5 protein-coding genes are annotated in these 22,871 nt (G+C 47.7%); all 5 read right to left on the bottom strand.

Annotated elements, in window-relative coordinates:
* Positions 1-148: 148 nt before the first annotated feature.
* Genes BA1DRAFT_RS03540 through BA1DRAFT_RS03520 form a run of 5 tightly spaced genes read right to left on the bottom strand, consistent with a single transcriptional unit; the run spans position 149 to position 22,866 of the window.
* Complete coding sequence (locus BA1DRAFT_RS03540) at positions 149-3,082, bottom strand: salicylate synthase (protein WP_036776108.1); 2,934 nt, start codon at positions 3,080-3,082, stop codon at positions 149-151.
* A complete protein-coding gene (locus BA1DRAFT_RS03535; RefSeq protein ID WP_036776107.1) occupies positions 3,082-3,879 on the bottom strand; it encodes a thioesterase II family protein in 798 nt (265 codons plus the stop codon). Before BA1DRAFT_RS03535 ends, BA1DRAFT_RS03540 begins: the two co-directional genes overlap by 1 nt.
* On the bottom strand, positions 3,879-4,976 hold the full coding sequence (locus BA1DRAFT_RS03530; protein WP_036776106.1) for a Gfo/Idh/MocA family oxidoreductase: 1,098 nt from the start codon (positions 4,974-4,976) through the stop codon (positions 3,879-3,881). The genes BA1DRAFT_RS03535 and BA1DRAFT_RS03530 overlap by 1 nt, the downstream gene beginning before the upstream one ends.
* Positions 4,973-16,717, bottom strand: coding sequence for a hybrid non-ribosomal peptide synthetase/type I polyketide synthase (locus BA1DRAFT_RS03525; RefSeq protein WP_036776104.1), 11,745 nt, complete (start codon positions 16,715-16,717; stop codon positions 4,973-4,975). The genes BA1DRAFT_RS03530 and BA1DRAFT_RS03525 overlap by 4 nt, the downstream gene beginning before the upstream one ends.
* Positions 16,717-22,866, bottom strand: coding sequence for a non-ribosomal peptide synthetase (locus BA1DRAFT_RS03520; protein ID WP_036776102.1), 6,150 nt, complete (start codon positions 22,864-22,866; stop codon positions 16,717-16,719). Before BA1DRAFT_RS03520 ends, BA1DRAFT_RS03525 begins: the two co-directional genes overlap by 1 nt.
* Positions 22,867-22,871: the final 5 nt, after the last annotated feature.

Here is a 22,871-nt window from a genome sequence, read left to right as displayed (position 1 = left end):
AAGCTGATATCTATTTGTTTGGTTTTTTTAAGTTAATGGTTGTCACGGAAGGAAAAATGAAAGGTGACTTATTAAGAATAGTAGAAAATTAGTCGCCTAGGGAAAACCAGAGACAATTCTGGTTTTCCCGGAAATGCTATTACTTCATTTATTCTTTTTTGCCGGAGTAAGAGCGAACGTATTTCATAATGCAGTCAAGTTTTTCACAAGTTTCCTGCCATTCTCTTTCTGGTTTTGAATCTCTGACCAATCCTGCGCCAGCCTGGAGCCAACAGCGCCCTTGATGCTGATAGAGAGAACGCAATACCAGCGCCGCATCCAGTTTACCTGAGCTATCTAATAACATGACACAACCGCTATAAAGTCGGCGTGGTTCACCTTCGTAACGTGAAATTGCTTGTAAAGAAGGTTTTTTGGGTATCCCCGAAGCGGTTACTGCCGGGAATAGGGCGATAAATGCATCCCAACGATTTTTATCTGTTTGTAGTAATCCTTTTACCCGTGATGCTAAATGTTGTACCGAACCCCGTTTACGAATCGCCATAAACTCTGATACACAAAGTGTGTCAGCCTGACAAATCGGCACCAGCTCTTCTAATGCTAATTTGGCCGAAACAGCATGCTCGGAGATCTCTTTCGGGTCAGAAAGCAAATCTGCTCTCAACCGTCGATCCTGATCTTTATCATGTGTCAATGCTCTGGTTCCAGCCAATGGTTGCGTACTGACCCAACCTGAACCATCTGCTTCAACCACGGTTTCTGGGCTGAAACCATAAACAGAGAAATCTTCATCCCGTAAGAAGAAGGAGCGGGCAGGTGTGTTAGCCTGACGGCCTAACCAGTAACTGTGTGGCATATCAATACCTGAACCAAGTTCAACCCGACGTGACAGGATCACTTTTTGGTAATGACCCACGGCAATATCCTTAACCGCATTGGCGACGTTATCCTGATAATGCTTCGCCGCGTCTGGCTGATTAATGATTTCCATATCTTCTGTACATGAGAAAACCGGTGTGCCTAATTGATCAGCCTGGCGAACTTTCTCACTCAATATGGCGAGTTGACCTTCTTCGAGCGTTCGTATCAGAACCTGTCCTTGAGTTATGCGTAATTCATGCTGTGGAATAGTGATTTTTATTAACGCTTCGTTTTGTTGTTCTAATGGCAGCCCATACGTCATATGGGAGAATTCAAATAAAGTTCTTCCGTAGGCCCGCCAATCCTGAATGGGGAGAGCATTAAGCGCCTGTTCAAGTTTCTGGCTCAATGTGCTGATATCGTATGGATGACGATTACCTTGTGGATCAATCAGTTGTCCTGATGCATCCGCACTGATGGTCGCTGCACAGCCTATCCCCAATGACCATTCACCTTTCACCTCATAGAGCATATAAGGTTGTGCTTCGTCATCTGAAAGCAAATGTGTGATCAAATCTAACGGAGTACTGGTAATAGCAACAGTTTGTTCATGATATTGCTGCATTGGGCAGCCATGTTCTGCTTGTGCCATCTGTACCAAGCGGCGTTTGTCAATTTTTCCCACTGTCGTTAACGGCCAAGACGCGACAAACAACCATTGGTCAGGAATTTTATGACGCTGAACCCCTTTCTGTTGTAGAAACGCCTCTATCTGCGCCGGTTCCGGTTGATTGCCGTTGTTAGGTAAACAGGCACAGATTCGTTCACCCAACAGCTCATCGGGCACAGAAATGACAACGGCATCATCAATGTCAGGGTGTTGCAGCAACAAGGTTTCAACTTCCTGGGTCGAAATTTTCTCACCACTGCGGTTAACCTGTTCTTTAATTCGGCCCTCAACGATCAGATTGCCATCTGAGGTCATACGAACCAGATCGCCGGTACGATAGAACCCATCGGTGGTGAAAGCCACGGTATTATGCTGCTCTGCACGGTAATATCCCGTAATGGTGTAAGGACCTCGTGTAATAAGTTCTCCTACCTCACCGGGTGCTACAGATTGCAAATTGGCATCAACAATTTTGATCTCATCTTCTTCTGATAACGGCCGCCCTTGGGTATTAATGATGACCTCATAGGAATCATCTAATCGGGTATAACAGAGTAATCCTTCCGCTGTACCAAACACCTGCTGCAAAGGCCCAAGGCGTGCTATTACCTGTTCCGCTAGTTCTGGCGTCAACCTGCCGCCTCCCACTTGCAAACAGAGTAGGGATGAAAGATCGCTTTGTTCCCAGTCGCGGGCCTGTTCCCAAAGCCGTGCCAGAGCCGGTACTAATGCTAAATGGGTCACTTTGTGTTGTTCAATTAGCGGCATAGCTTCATCACAACTGGCGGTATCGCTCAGAAGGACACTTCCGCCTTGGGAAAGGGTACCTAAAATACCGGGGCTGCCTAACGTGAAGTTATGTGCGACAGGCAGTACAGCCAAATAAACACTTTCCGTATTTACCGCACACAGACGGGCTGAGAGCACAAAATCATAGGTATAGGCGTCGTGAGTACGGGGAATTAATTTCGGTGTACCGGTCGTTCCCCCTGAAAGCAATAAAACAGCAATATCACCATAGCTTGGACCAGGAATATTTACCGGTTCATCATCAATGGATGCCAATGCGGTAAATTCTTCCGCTTCTCCGTCAACAATAATCTGTTTCAAATCGGGACAAGATGCTGCAATTTCTCGTGCCATTTCCCGGTAGTCAAAATCATGGATGCAATCGGGAATAATGTAAGCAACCGGGCGGGCAATCTGGCAAAGGGCATGAACGTCATGTGTCCGCTGTGTCGGCATTAATAACACCGGGTGAGCGCCTAACCTAAACAGGGCAAAACAGGTAACGACAAAAGAGATACGGTTAGGCAGTTGTACCATAACGTTATCTCCACGACGGACCCCACGACGAAATAGTCCGCTGGCTAACCTCTCTGCGGATTGGTGCAATTCACGGTAAGTTAGTTGTTGTTCTTGATAGATCAGCGCTGTTTTATCGCCCCAAATACCAGCCCACCCGGCAAGTTGTTGGTCTAGCGTTTTGCCATTCCAAAGATAGTCTGGCGTCAAAGTAAGTGTTTTCCCTGGAATAGAAAAAGGTGCCATTATGCAAACTCCTGTACATATTGTATAAATTGTGTAATGTGACGAATAAAACTTTCAGGTTCTTGAGTAATATAAAAATGGTCGCCTACAACCTCCTTGTAGCGATATGAAAGATGTTGCTCTCCGTCTGCAAGCCATTGCCGCCACTGTTGAACTTCTATCGCAGAAGCCTCTTTGTCTTCACTGCCATAAAGCAGCAACGTTGGTGTTTGCAGTTTTACAGCGTCAGTCTGAATGGGCCGGTAATAACGTTCGGTAGCAAGAAAATCAGCCCGTAGCATCGGTAAGAACAGCTCAAGCAAGCCGGGATCTTCTCGCAAAATCGGGCTACAACCGCCGATATCAATCAATTGTTCAAGAAACTCATGATCAGGCAACCCGCTCAGTTGGCGGCGAGATTGAAGATGAGGCGCATGGCACCCCGAAAGTACCAGCGCCTTGGGTGAACAACTTTGTTGCTCAAGGCGTTGGCAAGTTTCAAAAGCAACTTGTGCTCCCATACTGTGACCGACAAGTATCAGGTGCTCTCTCTGTGCGGGGGTGAATGACGCCATCAAGTCAGAAAGTGATTGCGCCAATGGCGCAATACTGGCAGCAGCCTTTTCCGCCATGCGGCTGTCACGTCCGGGGTAAATCACCAGTGAAACCGCTATATCTAAATTTTTCAGTGTGGACCAGTGGCGGAATGCACTGGTACTGCCCCCGGCAAAGGGGCAGATTAACAGCGTGTATTTGGGTTCGCCGTGAGTCGTCAGACACGGACGAATCATCGGATGTGTAGGGAGTGCCCATGTCATCAGCATTCTTCCTCAGTTAACATCAATTTTGCTGGCTCAATCCAAACAGGGGGCGGTAAATCCTGAGTAATCGGCTCTCCCATAATGCGCAAAATTTGTTGCCATAAACCAGCTAACCGAAGTTGGTAATCGTAAGCAAAAGCAGACGGACAGGAAGCGCCATTCAATACAGAACTCAAGGTGTTGAGTAAAAATGCCACACCTTTAGCACCATCACATTCAAACGCCGTCATCCAGTTTTTGGTTGCCGGACAAAGAACTTGTGATGTTGCCTGGTGCAAATAGTTACCATCCGGCTGACTGGCATTCAGGTAGAGGCTTTGTTCGCTATTCAGGTGATCAGGAGCATGAAGGACGGGCGTCCAAGTGACCGGCCCATAACTGGCTTCCTGCGTAAGATAACCGGCAGGCCAAATCAGCGTCATTTTATGCATCACCAGATTGTGCATATCGGGATCTCTCGGGTCCAGATAGGATTGCACGTTTAATGTTACGGTTGTCCCTTCGAAGCTAAGTTCAAAGCAATGAAATGCACCGCTTCGCTGACCGACATAGACTATCTCCATCGGTTCCGGACAGTGACATGCCTGCAACAACAGATCGAGCGCGGAAAATAGCAATTGGCGACTGGTTGTCAAATAACCACTTACCGGACGCTGCTGTGATAAGTGAGTGATTTGCCGCGCCGCATGTAACCAACTTCTTCCAGCATGACATTGGCTATAAAAGCTATTTACCCAAAACATTGCATCATGTTTGTTGGCGTTTAATTGATGTCTTTTGATAGCTTCGGCATCAAGGGGATGTTCCTGAATGACAGAAATTCCACGCGCCAAAAGTGCCTGAGTGAGCTGATCGCCTTTGCCGCCAATAACCTCCGCCCGTATTACCACGCAGGCAATATCAATATCATTTGGTAGTTCATCCAGTGAGCGGAATAGGGGCACATTAAAATCACAGGCAAGTTGCCGCGAACGAGCGCTGCCCTGTGCCAAAATACCGGCTAATTCCAGACCAGACTGAGGTTGTAAGAACGCATTAAGATACAATTCGCCAAATTTCGAACCGACAATCAGAACCCGCCGTGGCTTTATCATATGTTCTCCTTAACAAGATTAGTGGTTGATACTGAATTCAAGATATCTTTCATACAGGTAACCAGTGAGCCGACATGTTGATGTTGGAACAAGGTGTAATGATCGCCCGCAAGTTGTGTCACATGGACTGGCCCAAAAGCTTGCCAGCCAAGATCGATTGAGGCGATGGTGGTTGGATCGAGATAATCCATAAAATCAGGTAGTGCCTGTGCTGCCCGAATAAGCCAGAAAGGCTGTGAAGTCTGCGGTGGACAGTAATCAAGCAACGCATTTAAGTTATGGCGCCACACGTCATAAAGTGCGGTCAGCGAGCCATCAATCTGTGCAGATTGTGGCAAGGCATCGTGTAATGCATGAAGGAAAGTCTTAGTATCGGCGGCGATAACATGATTATCCAGAGTCAGACCTGGGAATTGTCCCTGCAAATCGAGCAGGAAATGGCGATGACAAAATGTTTCATCCAACGCCAAATCGGTGCGTACATTTGGCGCAAAGCTGTCAATTAGGATGCATTGAGAAATACGTTCACCCATCGCTCGTAATTGATGAGCCATTTCATAGGCCACCAGTCCACCGAAAGACCATCCTGCCAAAGCATAAGGTCCTTGCGGCTGGATGGCGCGGATTTGACTGATATAGTCAGCCGCCAATGCCGCCACGGAAGGGGTATCTGTATTTAAATTATCCGGTGAAAACGCCAGCCCAACCATGCGTTGGTCGCCGAAATTGGCCGCCAAATGGCGATACCCCAACAGATGTCCACCAATAGGATGGACGATAAACAGGGCTGGTTGCTCAACGCTTCCCTCATTCAATATCACCCCTTGGCAAGGGCTTTCTGGCTGATGTTCAATAAATTCAGCCAAAGAGTGTACGGTATCGTAAGTTTGTAGCAGGCTGAGTGGGTATTGACGATTAAACGTCTGATTAATTTTCACCATCAACCGCACCGCCGCCAGAGAATCACCACCTAGCGTAAAGAAACTCTCATGCACATTAATAGATTGTTGTGCCAATACCGATTGCCAAAGGTCCAATACAGTCTGTCCTGTCACATTGAGAGCAACGGATGATACTGGATTGACTTCCTGTACTTCCCCCACCAAGGCCGCTAATGCGCGTCTGTCAATTTTACCGTTGTCTGATACGGGTATGGTATCGAGAATGATAAAGCGCTGTGGACACATCCAAACAGGTAAGGTCTGTTGCAACCAATGAGGCAGAACCGGTAAAAGTTCTGTAGATAACAGCGCTTCATCAGATAAACGCACACCCGCGACAAGTTGCAATGCGCCGGTTGACGTAGTATGTGCAAACGCTAACGCCTGTTGTATATCTGGGTGCTCGCATAAACGGTGTTCGATCTCGCCTAACTCAATCCGGTAGCCACGAACTTTAATTTGGTGATCATTGCGCCCCAAGAATTCAATATTACCGTCTGGCCGCCAGCGCCCTAAATCACCGGTGCGGTACAACCGTTCACCCGTTTGAGGATGAGTAATAAAGGCTTGAGCGGTTTTTTCCAAATCAGCCCAGTAACCTAGCGCTAACCCTTGTCCACCAATATAGAGCTCCCCCGTTACCCAAATCGGGCAGGGTGAAAGCGTTGCATTGAGCACATAGAAAGTCTGATTAGCCAGTGGTTTTCCATATGGAATGCTGCGCCAGTTTGGATCAACCTGAGTAATAGGATAAGCAATAGACCAAATTGATGCTTCGGTTGCACCACCCAAACTGAGAAGGTTCAGCGCAGAATGGAGCGCAGATAATCTTGCCGGCAAATTGGTCGGTATCCAATCACCGCTCATCAATACCCAACGCAGGCTATCCAGCGAATGTGGATAATCTCTGGCGTATTCCTCAAGCAGTTGTACAAATGCCGGAACAGAGTTCCAAACTGTGACGGATTCTTGCTGTAGCCACGCCAATAATTTGTCGGGTTGTCGGCTGTCACCGGGAGAAGGAATAACCAGTTTTGCTCCACAACTTAAAGTACCGAACAGATCATAAACTGAAAGATCGAATGTCAATTCTGAGATTGCCAGTACGCTATCGTGTTCATTGAGAGCAATACGCTGGTTAATATCAAGAATGGTATTAACTGCTCCCTGATGATCTATCATCACGCCTTTCGGTTTGCCAGTAGAGCCTGAGGTGAAGATCACATAAGCCAAATCCTCAGGACAAGCAGACAAGCGCTGTTCACCGGTATTTTTCGGCAAGCGATTAAGTAATAGTTCATCCAGCGAGATAACCTGTACACTATCAGGCCAACCCATTTGTTGAGCAAACTTAGGTTGAGTTAATACAGTATCAACTTCCCCTGATGCTAATAGTTGATGGATACGCTGTTGCGGGTAGCTGGCATCAATAGGCAGATAAGCCCGTCCCGCCAATAAAATCGCTATAACCGCGACAACCTGTTCCCAACCCTTTTCCATCACCACGCCAATCAGAGACGAATGCTGATTTTCTTGCGCTAGTAAATGGTCAGCCAATGCCAGACTTTGTGACCACAAAGTGCGGTAATCGATTTGACGGTAAGCATCGACTACGGCAGTACGTTGTGGGTAGCGGTTTACCGCCTGTTCAATCAACGAACACAGCGTATGTGGTGGAAAAACATTCTTTGTCGCATTACTGTTTTGGCACAAAATCCGATCATTTGCCGGGAGCCACTCTGGCAGTGGGGCGTTCCATTGGTAATCGGCTTCAAGCAGGGCGGCAACGCTAGCCTGATAATGAGCAAACATATTTTCTGCAACTTGTGGCTGGAATAGTTGCGGCAAGATTGCCCACTGAATGATAACGCCGCCATCTGAGCTGGAAATCAGCATACAGTCGAGATAAACATGCGGTGTTTGCGCCCCAAAAAGATTCAGCGTTCCCAATCCTGACGGCCCTTGACCCGCAGTACCGGTTGTATCGTTGAACACGATCGGCATACCGGCGTTCAGATTGTGACGGTGCTGATTTTTCTCTCTGAGTACTAATTGACCATCAAATAGAGCATGTTGCAGATCAGCTAACCACTGTTTCTGTATCCGACTTACCGAGTCACTGAATCCTGTGCTGTTGCGTAAATCCACTTCCAACAATGACGTGGTAGACAAATTCCCCACCAACGTATCGCAATGTTGTGGCATAAGCAGCCGGTTGCCATGCAGAACATTGATGGTGAAATGCTCGCTGTTGCTCCACACTGCCAGAATATGGGTGAATAACGTCAGCATAACCTGTGATGGCGACGCTCGGTATTCTGCTGCCCGTTGTTGCAAACGCTGCCATTGTTGCGGACTGATACATCCCATCAAACATTGCTGATTAAGCTGTTGTGATTGATGATCTTTTAATGGCAATTCCGGAGCATCAGGCAGATAAGGTAAGCGATTAAGCCAGTATTGCCGACTTTGTTGCCAGGCTTCGCCCGTTTTCTCATCTTCCAGTGCTTGAATATAGTCACTAATAGTCGCGGCCGGTGGTTCTGGCTGCCAATTGGGTTCCTGATATCCGCGTTGCAAATCACTTAGAATTAACGTCAGACTTTTGCCATCAGCGACTAACAGATCGATAGTCAAATGCAATAGATGTGCCCGGTCATCAATATGATACAGCGTCAAATCAAACAGCGGCCAATTATCGCTAGGAACGCCTTTAGTGCGCAGGGTATCGCGGGCATCAGCGAGTTTTGTTTCGCATTGAGTAGGTATCATGTCACGGCAGTCGATTACCGTCGGGGTATAGCAGGGAACTTCCGGCAGAATATGATATTGCCCATCTTTCACATAGCCACGTAACTGCTCATGGTGGTTGATCACTCGGTTCCAGGCAGTAGTGAAACGTGGTAGATCAAGATCGTTGATAGCCAGTTCAGCATAGAAATGCGCAATACCGTTACCAAACTGAAACAGTTGGCTTTCGCCTAACCAATAAGCATATTGCAACGCAGTAAGTGGCAGCGTCTGCTCTGATGCTGGCTTAGTCTCAAGTGGAATAGCCTGTGTAGCGGGTGTTGTTTCAATTGTCCGCAAAGTACGACAAAACTCACTCAACTTAGGATGTTCAAACAGTTGTTGCAGATTTGCCTGTTCGTAACCTTGACGACGCAATTGCACCACCATCCGGGTAGCAATTAAGCTGTCGCCACCACTCTGGAAAAAGTCACTTTGACGCTGTATTGGCTGAGGAAGCAGTGAACACCAGAGCGCGATTACCTGCTGTTCAATCTCATGGAATTGGTCATCCGCTGTTTCCGGTTGTACTGTTGCCGAAGTTGATGACTGTGCCGTGCTCTCTTTAGCGGTCACGATCAACGGCAATTGTTCTTGCTGTTGAACATGCAATGCGTAAGGCAAAGTGGAAAATTGCGCCACTATTTCACTAACATTAAGTTCACTGACATTGAGCCGTGCCTGCCGTTCAGCACGCGCCAGAATCAATTGTTGATGCAGTTTTGGTCCATCTTGCCCCGGCCATTCCAATGAAACCCGATAGCCGGATTTCTCCAGGCACTTACGCCAGCCCGCAAGCTCCATCAATGCACTATCGCCGCGATCATCACTCCAGGCATTAATACCTTCAATAAATCCGACACTAGCGAGTTGCATAGCGCTTTCGCGTTTCGTTGATTCAATAATCAGCAACCATCCACCGATTTTCAGTAACCGTGACAGGCGTTGTAGCGTGTTTTGCAGATGAGTTGCATCATGCAACACGTTAACCGCCATAATCAGGTCATAACCGGATTCAGGATGCTGGCTAAAATCAATACGCTGATTAATATCGAACAGGGCAAATTTTACGGTTTCGCCATAATGATTGAGCAACTGGCGTGCATCATCCAAGAATAGCGGCGAAACATCGGTAAAGTGATAGCTTTCAATCGATTGTGCATTATGCTCAAGGACCTTCGCTGAGGTTGCGCCGGTTCCTGCACCGACTTCCAGGACCGTGAAATCCTTAGATATCTGACTCAATTGCCGGACAATTTCAGCGGCGGTTTGGTTCAGGCATCGTAACGCGGGATTCTCGCTATAGAGGCTGACCGTGGTCTGTTTATCGGCAAACAGCAGTTCCAACGCATTACCTCGCCCTGCAAGCAGAGCATCATGTTGCTCGATACATGTCGCTACATAACGGCTAATTGTTTGGCACCACATTGCGTCGTCCAGTTTTGCCGTAGGAGCAGGAACATGATTAAGCGATTGCAAACAGCGGTATCCATCAGCGGTTTTTTCAATCAATCTCTGGTTGTTTAATAACGTCAACCATTGGGTAAGAAGGCGCTGATACTGTGGCGCAAGTTGTAAACGTTGTTCAATCTCCTCACGGGAGTGACATTGCTGAGGATAAGTGAACAGGTTATGGCGCAGTAATGTCTGGCCCAAGCCGAGTAATGCTTGCTGTTCAATGTATTGCCAAGAGCGCTCAAACGCTTGTTGTTCGGTTAACTCAGGCAGTGGTAACACATCGGTGTTGATCGTCTGTAATTCTGGTAACTGTAATGGCAAATTATTTTCTGCCACCAGCCATAAATTATAATCTTTCGTGTCGTCCTGACGTGGCTGAATCTCTGCCAGCCGGATTTCAGGCTTGGAGCGCAAATATTGCTCAATTTGATGTAATTCAGGTTGTTGCGGCCAGAAATCATAACGTACATGACCAGAAGGCGGTGTATGAAGGTCATAATGTTCTATGTGGTCAGGCTGACGGCAAATTTGCACTATTTGCACTAACAGCGCGTTATAAGCGGCAAACAGTGCCTCAATAACTCCTGGCGCCAATACATCATCCATGCAGTACCAGTTAAACAGTAGATCACCATCCACTTCCATGACCTGATGATCCAGCCAAACTTGCGGGGTTTGACTCAAAACAAAGACCGGATCTCCCAGTAACTGAGTGATGGATTGTTTAATGGCGACGCCTTCTTGCGCCATGCCTAACATGCTGGTGAAAACCACCGGCGTCAGCGGTTGTCTGCTATGAGCTTCACCATTTTGTTGGCGGCCAAGTTCTCGCAACACTTCAACACCATTGACATAGTTATGGCTCAGCCGTTGCCATAACAAAGCTTGGGTTTTCTCCATGCTGGCACGCAGGGAAGTTGTTTTGCGTAAGTCAAAATCCATCAACATAACGGAGGTAAAATCACCAATCAGATCTTGAACTTCTGGATGGAAAGGTTGCCGGTTAAAGAATGTCAAGTTGAGAGTAAACAGCGGATGGCGGCTGTACCATTCCAGTGTATGAGCAAACAGCGTCAGCAGACCGGCAGAAGGAGTCACGCCCCATTTTTGCCAGCGCTGTTTAAGCATTTGCCAATCAGATTGTGTTAATCGACCTTCATAAGTCGTGAATTGTGGCTGACTACGCTGAGGCAGTTGTGAATTCAGCGGCAATCTTGGCGCCGGAGGCAACGAAGGTAATTGCTCCTGCCAGTAGGCCCATGATGCCCGCCACTCTTTACTTGTCCGTTGAGCTTGTTCCGCCATTACATAGTCACGGAAGGTAAACACCTGTGGCATCAGTGGTTGCTGGTGATAAGCGCGTTGCAAATCGTCCATCATGATTCGGAAACTCTGTACGTCAAACTGCAACAGATCCAGGTTCATATGTAAGCGACAGCGTGCATTTGGTAGCAGAGAAACAGAAACTTCAAACAACGGCCACTGTTCCGCAGGGGGAACCTGATAAGAAAGTGTATGGCGACGCTGAACCAATGCCTGTTCGCAAGCTGTTTCATCCAGCATACGCAAATCATCTTGCGATAAAGCATACCAAGGCGTTTCAGGCAGAATTCTTTGTTGTCCGTCTTCATCCACTACCATGCGCAACATGCCATGACGCTGAATTAAAGCATTCCATGCCTTCTCAAAACGTGAAATATCAAAACTATCCAGTATCAGATCCCACTCAAATAAGACGTGACACGCGACACCGCCAAAATCAATGGCCTGAGTACGACCAATCCAGTAAGCATGCTGAATAGGTGTTAACGGGAATGGAGCATGACGTTGGGCGTTGTCAATAATGATTTCAGGCTGAGAACAGGTTACTGGTTGCTCAGGTAACGCGTCGCCAATAAGCCGATTAAGCCCCTCTAAAGTCATATTCTGATAAGCCAATTCGGCAGTGAGTCTGAAACCAAATTGCTGGTGGATCACTGCATTTAGCTCCAGGAACAATAGGGAATCCAAACCGAATTGCAATAAATCCTGTTGCGATTCCAAACGTTCAGGCTGCTCTAGCCGTAGCAATGCAGCGACACGTTGACGCAACCAATTAAGCCGTTTTTCACTATCCTGATACAACGTGTTATCGACAGAGTGTGAAGGAGCAGGGGTTGCCACTGGGTGACTATGGTCAGTATCAGCCTCTAAACGCCGTGAAATATCAGGATGATGTTCATCCAACCGTATCGCCAGATAACAAGGAGATGCACTGCGCAGAGATTGATTAAAATGCCAGATACCTTCATTGACGCTGAACGGTAACATGCCATCTTGTGCCAATTTTTCCACTAATCGCCGATCACTGGCCATACCAACGCCACCCCAAACACCCCAGACCAGTGCTTTTACCATCAACGAATTCGGTGCTGTCAGCGCCAAAGATTCCAGGTAAGCATTGGCAACGGCATAAGCGCCTTGTCCTTGAGCACCCAACATTGATGCGGCAGAAGAATGAAGCAATAGATAGTGCGCATTATGTTGCTTAAGAGCAGTTTGCAACGCCGATGCACTCAGGGCTTTTACCGATAACATCTGTGACAGACGTTGAGGTTCAAGTTCTGTCAACCGGGTATGATCGGCGATACCCGCTGCATGAATTGCCCCGGCGATACCATCCTCTTGTGCCAGCTTCTGTACTGCGTTTAACAAAGCTGGCGTATCAGTAACATCAACTTTAATCCAGCGTATCTCACACTCAGTATTCAGTGATAACTCTTGAACAAAAGCGTCCCAGTCCGCATGTTGGCGGCGGGCAAATACCGCAATTCTGCGTGCGCCTTGAGCCAACAACCAACGGATGGAAATCTGACCAACCCCTCCCATTCCTCCGGTCACGATATGCCAACCCTGATGGGGAATCGACATTGGCTGTTGAGAAAGCAGTAAAGATTGACGTTGTAAAATCGGCACAGAAACTTGATTGCCACGCACTTTCAGCCAACGATTATGTTCACTCAAATAACCAAGCGCTAATGACAAAGCATCAGCATCGTTGATATCAGCAATATCAATCGCTTGAATACGACGATGGGGATATTCTTCAACTGCGACACGTAACAATGCCCAGACAGCGTATTGAGCTGGATTGATATTCGCTGGTGATAAGGTGGTTTCCGGTTGAGCGCAACAGGTGACAACAGTGAGTGATGTCGCTTCATCACGTTTTAATTCGGCAATAACTTGATCGCATAATTCAAGTACATCACTGCCGGTAAGCATTAATAATATGTTTCCGCTTTCTGGCTGTAAACGAATACCCGCCTGACGGCAATGATTAACCACTTCATCATTCGTAATTATTGAAGAGCGGAGAGTATATGCCGTTGAAGATCTTGGGATATCTGCGGTGTTTATTGTACGCCAGTGTAGGGCATAGTGGGTGTCAGGGCACGGTTGCGGCGCCGGAAGCCATGAGTTGGTTATAGCTGGTGTTGCCACAATCTGGCGCGGCAAATCGCAACGATCGCTTAACAGGGCGAATAGACGCTCACCGGCATAAATCAAGGCCGGAAAAGCAGTGAGTAAACGTGACTCTAATAATCTGCGTTTGGTATATGGCAGGGGACGATCAGGACGATATATGTTACTTGCCATCGGCCCAGAAACTTCCCGGTAATAACCTTGCTGGACGCAATAGGTTAATAATTGCTCCAACAAAGGACGCCAACAAGGCTGCAATCGGCCAGCCCGAATCGTGTCGATGGCACTGAAACCTTGTTCAGCATTACGTCCATGACATTGATAAACCAGTGCATCGGTATACAACACTCGTAGAATCTCAGCATCTGGGTTTTGTTCAATGGCAGGATCGAGAAGAGCATTCACATCAGGTCCAGCATTGATATTGATTGTGGGCGGCACAGATTTGGTCGCAGGGAAGCGGTAATGCTGTTCATCAAATGGATAAAGCGGAGCGTGGCATTTTTCCCCAGTGAGTGGGAAAAGATGCGACCAGTCAAGATGCACACCAGCACAGTAAAGTTGCATGAGCGCCGTTTGCTGAGCTGTCTCTGGAGAGCTTTGACGCTGTACGCCAGCAATCCAGCTTTCCTGTGGCAGACTGACACGCCGCCCGATGCCGGTTAATTGTGCATCAGCGCCCATTTCCATAAATAATGCCACACCTTGCTGACGGGCAAATTCAACAGCCGGGTAATAGCGTACGGTCTGACGCATATGGTTACGCCAGTAGTCCGGTGAAGCCAATTGTTCAACCGTTGCAATATTGGCGGTCAGGGTAGAAATCAGCGGAATTTCCCCCAATGCAGGTTGCAACTGGCTACAACGCAGAGAAAATGCCTCCAATATGCCATCAAGCATGGCTGAATGTGCTGCACAGGCAACGTTAAGACGCTGGCAACGAATCTGCTGTTGCTCCAGACGTTGCGCCAAAGCAGCAATTTCCGTCTCTGTACCGGCCCAAACCCAATGTTGTGGGCCATTGCAAGCCGCCAGATCTAATGCCAGCGCATGAACGAACGGAAGCATCTCTTCTTCATTGGCAAAAACTGCCAGCATTGCGCCCCCCTGGGAGCAACTTTGCATCAGTTTGCCTCGTACCGCCACTAACGGCATCACCTGTTCAGGCGTGAAAATCCCGGCAACAACGGCAGCGGCAAATTCGCCAACCGAGTGCCCCAATACATAATCAGGTTTTAATCCAAGCGCCCGCCAATGTGCCGCCAGCGCAATTTGATGCGCCACAATTGCCGGTTGTGCGTATTCAGTGGTGGCTAATGCGGCATCATGCTCTCCGAACATCACGGCTTTTAATGGCAGTGCCAACTCTGATGCACAGGCTGCGCAGCAACGATCCAACATAGCGGAAAAAACAGGAGAGCTGGTATACATTGCTTTTCCCATTCCAGACCATTGACAACCCTGACCACTAAATTGCCAAAGTTGCTTACTTTCGCGATTAACTTGTCCACTGAAAATATTTTGTGTTGGATTTTTATTGGCAAAAGCGGATAAATATTCAGCACTTTGTGACGTTAGCGTCAAGGCTAAACGCCAGGGTAATGAAAGATCACGCCCCTGTAATGCGGTCCAGGCCAGATCCGCATGATGCTCTGGTGCATCATTGAGTGCGGTCGCATAACGTTGTGCCAATTGACGTAATGAAGATTCAGAAGCGGCAGAGAGCAATAAAGGCGAGGTCTGCGCATGATGGGTACGGTGACAACGTAACTCTTCCGGCAATGATTGCACTACGACATGACAGTTGGTACCGCCAATACCGAACGAAGAGACGCCTGCGGTACGTAATGTTTGTGTCCAGCTCTGTCCTTGCGTTGCCAACCTGAACGGACTTTGTTCCAACCGTAACGCTGGGTTGGGTTGCTGAACATTGATCGTCGGTGGAATATAACCATGCCAAACAGACAGAACCGCTTTAATCAAGCTGGCAATGCCAGCGGCTGTATCAAGATGGCCCATATTGCTTTTTACTGAGCCAAGATAACAAGGCGGCATCGCCACACTTCGGTCAGAAAATATACTGCGTAGCGCGTCAACTTCTATCGGATCGCCAAGAGGCGTTCCTGTACCATGTGCTTCAATCATGCCAACATCATCAATGCTGACATCGGCCAGTTGGAGTGCTTCGAGAATAACGTTGCGCTGACCGTTAACCGAAGGGGCGGTAAAGCCAACTTTCTCATTGCCATCATTATTAATTGCACTGCCACGCAACACAGCCATGATGGGATCACCATCGCGCAGAGCATCACTTAAGCGTTTTAGAGTGACAACACCAACGCCATTGCCGCCATAAGTGCCATTTGCCTGACTATCAAAAGGGCAGCAACGTCCATCAGGGGAGAAGATCATTCCCGGCTGATACAAGTAACCGCTTTCTTGCGGGAAAGAAACCGCCACACCACCGGCCAATGCCATGTCACACTCACCGGCACGCAGGTTTTCACAAGCCATATGCACGGCAACCAGTGAACTTGAACATGCTGTTTGTACCGTCAGCGCCGGGCCTTTTAGGTTTAATTTATACGCGGTACGTGTCGCAAGATAATCTTTATCGTTACTGATTAATGCTTGAAGCCCTTTAACTTTGCCAACATCGGTCATGGAAAATTGTGACCATGAAGGCCAAGTACTAACCCGGCTACTACCAAAAACACCGGTTTTCAGGGGAACATGACGTGGCGCATAACCGGCATGTTCAAGAGCATGCCAGGCAGTCTGGAGAAAAAGACGCTGTTGAGGATCTAGCATCTCCGCTTCCTGACGTGAATAACCAAACAGCGAGGCGTCAAATTGTTCCGCCTTCTCTAAGATCGCTGCCCGATTGACAAAATTTTCACTCTCAATAACTTCAGGAGGAATACCTGCATCTAATAATGTTTGACGAGCGAGTGGAACAGTACACTCAACTCCGTGTTGCAGGTTATACCAGAAAGCATCGCTATCTGGCGCCTGCGGAAAGCGGCAGGCAAGGCCAATCACTGCGATAGGATCGCAATTATCGTAGTGAGGCGTTAAATCAGTCATTATGCAGCTCCTTTATGACGTTTTTCCCGTTGTTGCAGACGCTTTTGTTGTTGACGCTGACGAGGAGTGATCGACAAGCGATTTCCATCGTGAGAATCCTTCCGGCAGCGTAAACTGAGCGTCTCTGGTGTTGGATAAGCAAATAAATCAGTCACGGCAAGATGATGAAAACCCGCATGTTGTAATCTGCTATGCAATTGAATGAGTTGTAGCGAGCTGGCTCCTGCCTCAAAAAAGTTTTGTTGTACGTTAATAGGATGATTTGTTATGGATAAAAATAGATGTTGAATTTCGCTGCATATTTGTGGGTCATATCCCTCTGAACGCAGTGATGGCGCAATAGTGACAGAACTATTGTCAACCATCACGGATTGTCGGCGCGGCATCAGTTGTTCCATTACTGCATGCCAACTTTCTGGCTGTGCTGCAAGGGTGCGTAATAGCGTCATGTAGCTATTGAACATGTTTTGCAACTGACGCGGTTCAAATAATTCTTCAACAGCATCCCAATTCAGACAAAGTTCATTGTCAGATTCATAAACCTGATGATCCAACCAGATTTGTGGCGTTTGGGAAATACCCCAAACGGGTTTCATCCACGATGAATGCGAAAGGAATCGCCCTTGGTGTGTTCCTAATGCACTGGTGAAAACGACCGGCATAATGGCAGCATCAGGGCCACGACTCTGTGCCAATTCACGCATCACTCTGATTGCTGAAATGTGACGGTGATCCAGATCCTGCCAGAGCTGTTGTTGCAATCTACGGGCGCTTGATAACCAATTTTTCTCCGGGCGCCATGCCAGTAATGACAGCGAAGTGAAATCACCCAGAATGTGATTAATATCTTCATGCCAATGCGGACGATCGAAAAGGGTAAGGTTGAGCGTTAGCTCCGGTTTAGTACTGAACGCAGACAAGACCGCTGCATAAGCCGCAATTAATAACGCGGAAGGGGTTATCTGATAAGGAGCAGCATGTTGTTTTAACTGACTCCATTCATGTGCAGACAATCGATCGCTATAGCGCACAAAACGGGGGGATTGAACACTTTCTGGGGCAATACGCAGAGGCAATTGTGGTGCCAGTGGTAATGTTTTCACTTGCTCCTGCCAATATTGCAGCGAACTCTGATGTGTTGGCGCCTGTTGCTGACGTAGTACACAATCCCGGAATGTCACTTTCAATGGTGGCAATTCATGTTGCTCGTCGAGATAGAGCTGCTCTAACTCGGCCAGCAATATCTGCATGCTCAACCCGTCTAATAGCAGATTATCCAGACTGACAAATAGCCGGGAGACCATCCCATCGTCTTGCGCAAGTTGGAAATCGAACACCGGCCAGTTACCGGCATTTAATACCTGATGTGAAAGCTGTTCACGTAATGTATCTGCCTGCGTAATGTCGGTAAATTGATGCTGTTTGACAGAAAACTGCGGAACATTTTTTAATACCTGTTGCTGACCATTAACAACTACAGTTCTCAGCATTGGATGACGCTGGATCAGACGATTTAACACCCGATTTAAACGTTGAACATCTAACTGTTCTATCCGGTATTCAATAAAGAAATGTGCCCCAACACCACTTAAAGCGAAACCCGGATGGCGTCCGACCAAATAAGCCTGTTGAACTTCCGTGAGTGGGAAAGGCTGGTATTCATTTTGCTCTTTCGGCAGAGCGCACTCTGGTGATGAAATTTCAGCCAAAGGAACCAATGTAGCCGCAAACGTAGCCAATTGTGGGTTACGGAAAAGATGGCCCAGTTCACCCTTGAAGCCTTGTTGTGTCAGTTCACCAACCAAACGTGTAGCCAGAAGACTGTCTCCACCAAGTTGGAAAAAGTCACTGTCACGACCCAGTTGCTCTGTATTGAGCAAACATTGCCAAATGCCAGCAACGGTTTGTTCCACCGCATTCAACAAAGCCATTTCATTCTGGCGTGGTGCGGTCTCGGTTTTTGTCGCGGACTGTAGTTCTTGCGACAACGCTTTACGATCAATTTTGCCGTTAGGTGTCAGCGGCAGGCGAGGAATGATATGCAAACGCTGTGGGATCATATATCCCGGCAGATGTTGTGCCAGCACCGATTTAATCTTTTCACGATCGGGAATGGTGACACTGTAACTTGATTGCATCAATAACACACTAAGGTTGCCGATGGTAATTGGCGTTTCAGTCTGTAGTGGTAATAATTGTGGCAATAGCGATAACCACTGTGACGCAGAGCGTAATTGAATACCTTGAGGTGAAAGCAACTCAGTCGTAATCAAGGAGAGAGACGATGCTTGTCGCAACTCCATTGCTAATATCAATGCGCCAGGTTGAGCAAGCGGTAGCAATTCCTTGACACAACGTGCGGGATCTTCTTCCCGATGTAGTACGTTATTTAGCAGAATAATATCAGCCTGATATTGCAGCGACTCAGGAACTTGTTCAGGCCAACTTTGTTTAGACCAACCTTGTACTTTAGGCCAACATTGTACTTTAGACCAACATTGTACTGATGCATGAGCATAACCGCTCAACCGTGTTTGCGCCTGATTGACCAGTGCCTGAGAACGTTCAAAGCCGAGATAACAGAGGTGCTGATCAGTAATATGCTCTGCCAACCACTGCGCACAGAGACCGCTACGAGCATCAAACTCCATCAAAGTCACGGGGCGTTGTAATCGCAGAGAGAGGGCAGTGATTACCTGTTGCAATCCGACCAACCATTGCCGGGTTTCCGGCAACACAAACAACTGTTGTTCCGGTGCGAATTGTGGATCATCAAGCAATGTTACCGCTGACTGTTGCCCGGTAAGAATACTACGTAGCATAGAATGCCAGCGTTCAGGGATATCTGCTTCATTATTAATAGAGGATAATAATCCGGCCTGATATACATGCGGTGTAGATTCAGTCAGTACTTTACATTGGCAAAGATATGCCAACATACGGCCAAACCAATCATGGTATTCCGGTTGGGGCTGATAGCGCTGCAAGCAATCTGTCAGTGATAATGGTGAAGTAAAGGTAATACCGTGACGAGAGAGATGTTCCAGCAGAAACATTGCAACTTGAGGTTCACTGTTATCCGTGGTCATTGCATGCATTACGGGGAACAGCTCACGATAGCTAGCGGGTAACTGCGGTGCACGATTGATCCGTTGGCATAAAGCATCACCTTCCAATTCAAGGAACGCCACCAGCGACTTCTCTTTTTCACCACTGGTGAGCGCCACTCCTTTACTAATCCCAGTGACTTGATTAAGGGCAGCATCAATTTCTCCCAACTCAATGCGGTAACCACCAATTTTTACCTGGCTATCACGGCGCCCTAAAAATTCAAGCCAGCCTTCAGGATGGTAACAACCCAGATCACCGGTGCGGTACCAACGTTCCCCTTGATCGACAACAAATTGCGCAGAAGTGCGTTCTTCATCATTAAAGTAGCCTAATGCAACACCTGCGCCACCAATCCAAAGCTCACCGACAACCCAATCAGGGCAATCACGGCCATCTTCACCTACCACACGATAACGCTGGTTAGCCAAGGGATAGCCATACGGAATAGAGCGCCACTGTGCTGCAACTTCTCTGACGATATATTCGTTTGACCAAACAGCCGCTTCTGTAGCACCGCCCATCGCACTCAACACACCATCAGGATTGAATGCCCGGTAACGTTCAGGCAGTGATAAACCAATCCAGTCCCCGGACAACATCACGGTACGAAGTGCTTTCGGTGCATCCACTTCCATCCCTTCACAATAGGTCAGTAACATGTCGAACAGTGCCGGTACGCTGTTCCATATCGTTACGTTGTAACGAGAAATCAACATTTCCCAGGTTGATGGATCACGACGCTGTGCTTCATTAATTAATACCAACGCGCCTCCCGCCGTGAGAATACCGAAAATGTCATAAACGGAGAGGTCGAAATGTAGGGCAGAGAGTGCCAATAATCGGTCGTTACTTTGAACCTGATGACGACGATTAATATCCAGACAGGTATTGAGTGCGCTTTGGTGGCTGATAACCACCCCTTTTGGTATACCGGTTGAGCCAGAGGTATAGATAATATAAGCCGGATCAGTCACCGCACGCTTAGCCATATTTGCCAAAGGCAGCCATTGCTCATCCTGATGCCAGGAAACACAATGTACATCTTGCGACCAGTCATCATATTGTTGCTCAGGAGCAATGATAACGACACGAATTCCAGCACTTTCGCAAATAGCACGACGTCGGTTTACTGGCTGATCAACCGGGACCGGTACATAAACGCCGCCGACATAAAGTATCGCCAATACCGCGACAATTTGTCCGACGCCTTTTTCCATGCTAATGGCAACCCGATCTCCCGGTATAACCGACATTTTTTGCAACACGGCAGCCAACCGGCGAGCGGCCAAACTCAATTCACTATAACTAATTTCCTTATTATTAGTCACCAAAGCAACGATATTTGGTGTACGTTCTGCCTGTAAGAACACACCTTCATGCAGCAGGGCGTTCGGCAAAGGTTCAGCTGTGCCATTGATCTGATGCCGAAGCTGGTATTGCGATTCAGGCATCAGATCCGGTAATTCTTCACTCCACTGTGTGGCGTTTTCCGTTAGGTTCTCAATGAACCCCTGATAGGCGGTAAACAAGGTATCCATTAGCCCATCCGGGAAGAGTTCGTCGTTACTATCCCACTGAATATTCAGCGTATTTTCATGTTCAAATGCAACGAAATCCAACCATACCTGAGGGGTTTGTGATATTCCCCAACTTGGTTTTCCCAGAACATCACGGGTATTTTCGCCATATAAAGGTCGGCCTAAATTGCTGGTAAACACAATTGGCGCACCATGTGGATGGCTGCCACGTTTTTTAAGTTCACGTAAAACTTCTACACCAGACCAATGGCGGTGTTCGTAGGCTTCGGCAAATGTTGCCTGCGCATCTTGAGCCAGTTGGCAGAATGGCAAATTATCAGCGGGAATATCTAACAGCAGAATATTAGTAAAGTCGGCCAGCAGGCCATCAACCGCGGCGTGCAATGGCGCTCTATCAAACAACGTCAGGTTAAACAACAGACGAGGCGCATGGTTCCAGCGACATAATAAACCAGCAAATGCGGTCGCCAACGCCATCGTTGGCGTAACACCATTTTGTTGAGCAAGTTGTTTAAAACGTTGCCAATGTTCAGGAGCCAAACGGAAACATCTGCGCTGAATGCGGACATTTTTTATTAGCGAAGGTTCCTTAGCCAGCGGAAGCTGCGGGGCGGGGGGAAGGGTATCTAACCGGTTACGCCAGAATACCTCTGCTTCTTGTCGAGCCTGCGCAAATTGCGCCTGATATTGCGCCAAGTAGCTGCAAAAATCGTAGTCAGAAGGGATAGCCAGCAGGCTACGTTTGACAATTAATGCCGCCAGTTCAGTAAAGAACAGGCTAAAACTGGCGGCATCCATGATCAGCAAATCAATGTTAGCGTGCAACCGATGCTGATTCTCACCAAACAGACTGAGTTGAATATCGAACGTTTCCCCTTGTTCAACCTGTAATACGCGATGGCTTAGTTGTTCACGTATATTGTTCAGCGCTTGTTGCTGTTCGTCCGCTGTCAAGTTTCGCAGATCATGAACTGTTAATTTTTTCCAATAAGCGTCGGTCATACCTTGCTGGCGACCATCAGGCAAAAACCGCACTCGTAACATCGGATGTCGCTGAATCAACTCATGAATTGCCGCTTCCAGTCGTTCAGGTTCCAGCCCGATACCATCAAATTCTTGATATAAATGGCAACCTACTCCTCCCAACGTCTGTTCCGGCGAACGCCCAACAAAATAAGCATGTTGTACTGCGGTCAGTGGGAACGGACGCGCATCTGCAATCAGTGGTTGCGCCGCATCAGGCTTAGGTGCTGTGTGAGTAACAGGCGCATGACGTTGCAGAAGTTGGCTCCAGGCATACAGTGTGGGTTTTTGATAAAGTTCACGAAGAGTGACGCGATATCCCTGACGTCTCAACTGGTTTAACAATGCCATCATTTGCATTGAGTCCAGTCCTTTGCGAATTAAATCATCGTTATCATCCACCAGTGTATTTTTTTGAGTAAACAGGCCAGATATGATCTGACGCAGTGAATCTGGAGAGACAAGATCCGTGTGCATGAAGA

Source organism: Photorhabdus aegyptia, from assembly GCF_000612035.1.
GTDB lineage: Bacteria > Pseudomonadota > Gammaproteobacteria > Enterobacterales > Enterobacteriaceae > Photorhabdus > Photorhabdus akhurstii.
The sequence above is the reverse complement of the archived record's forward strand: the minus strand, read 5'-3'. Positions and strand labels throughout refer to the sequence as shown.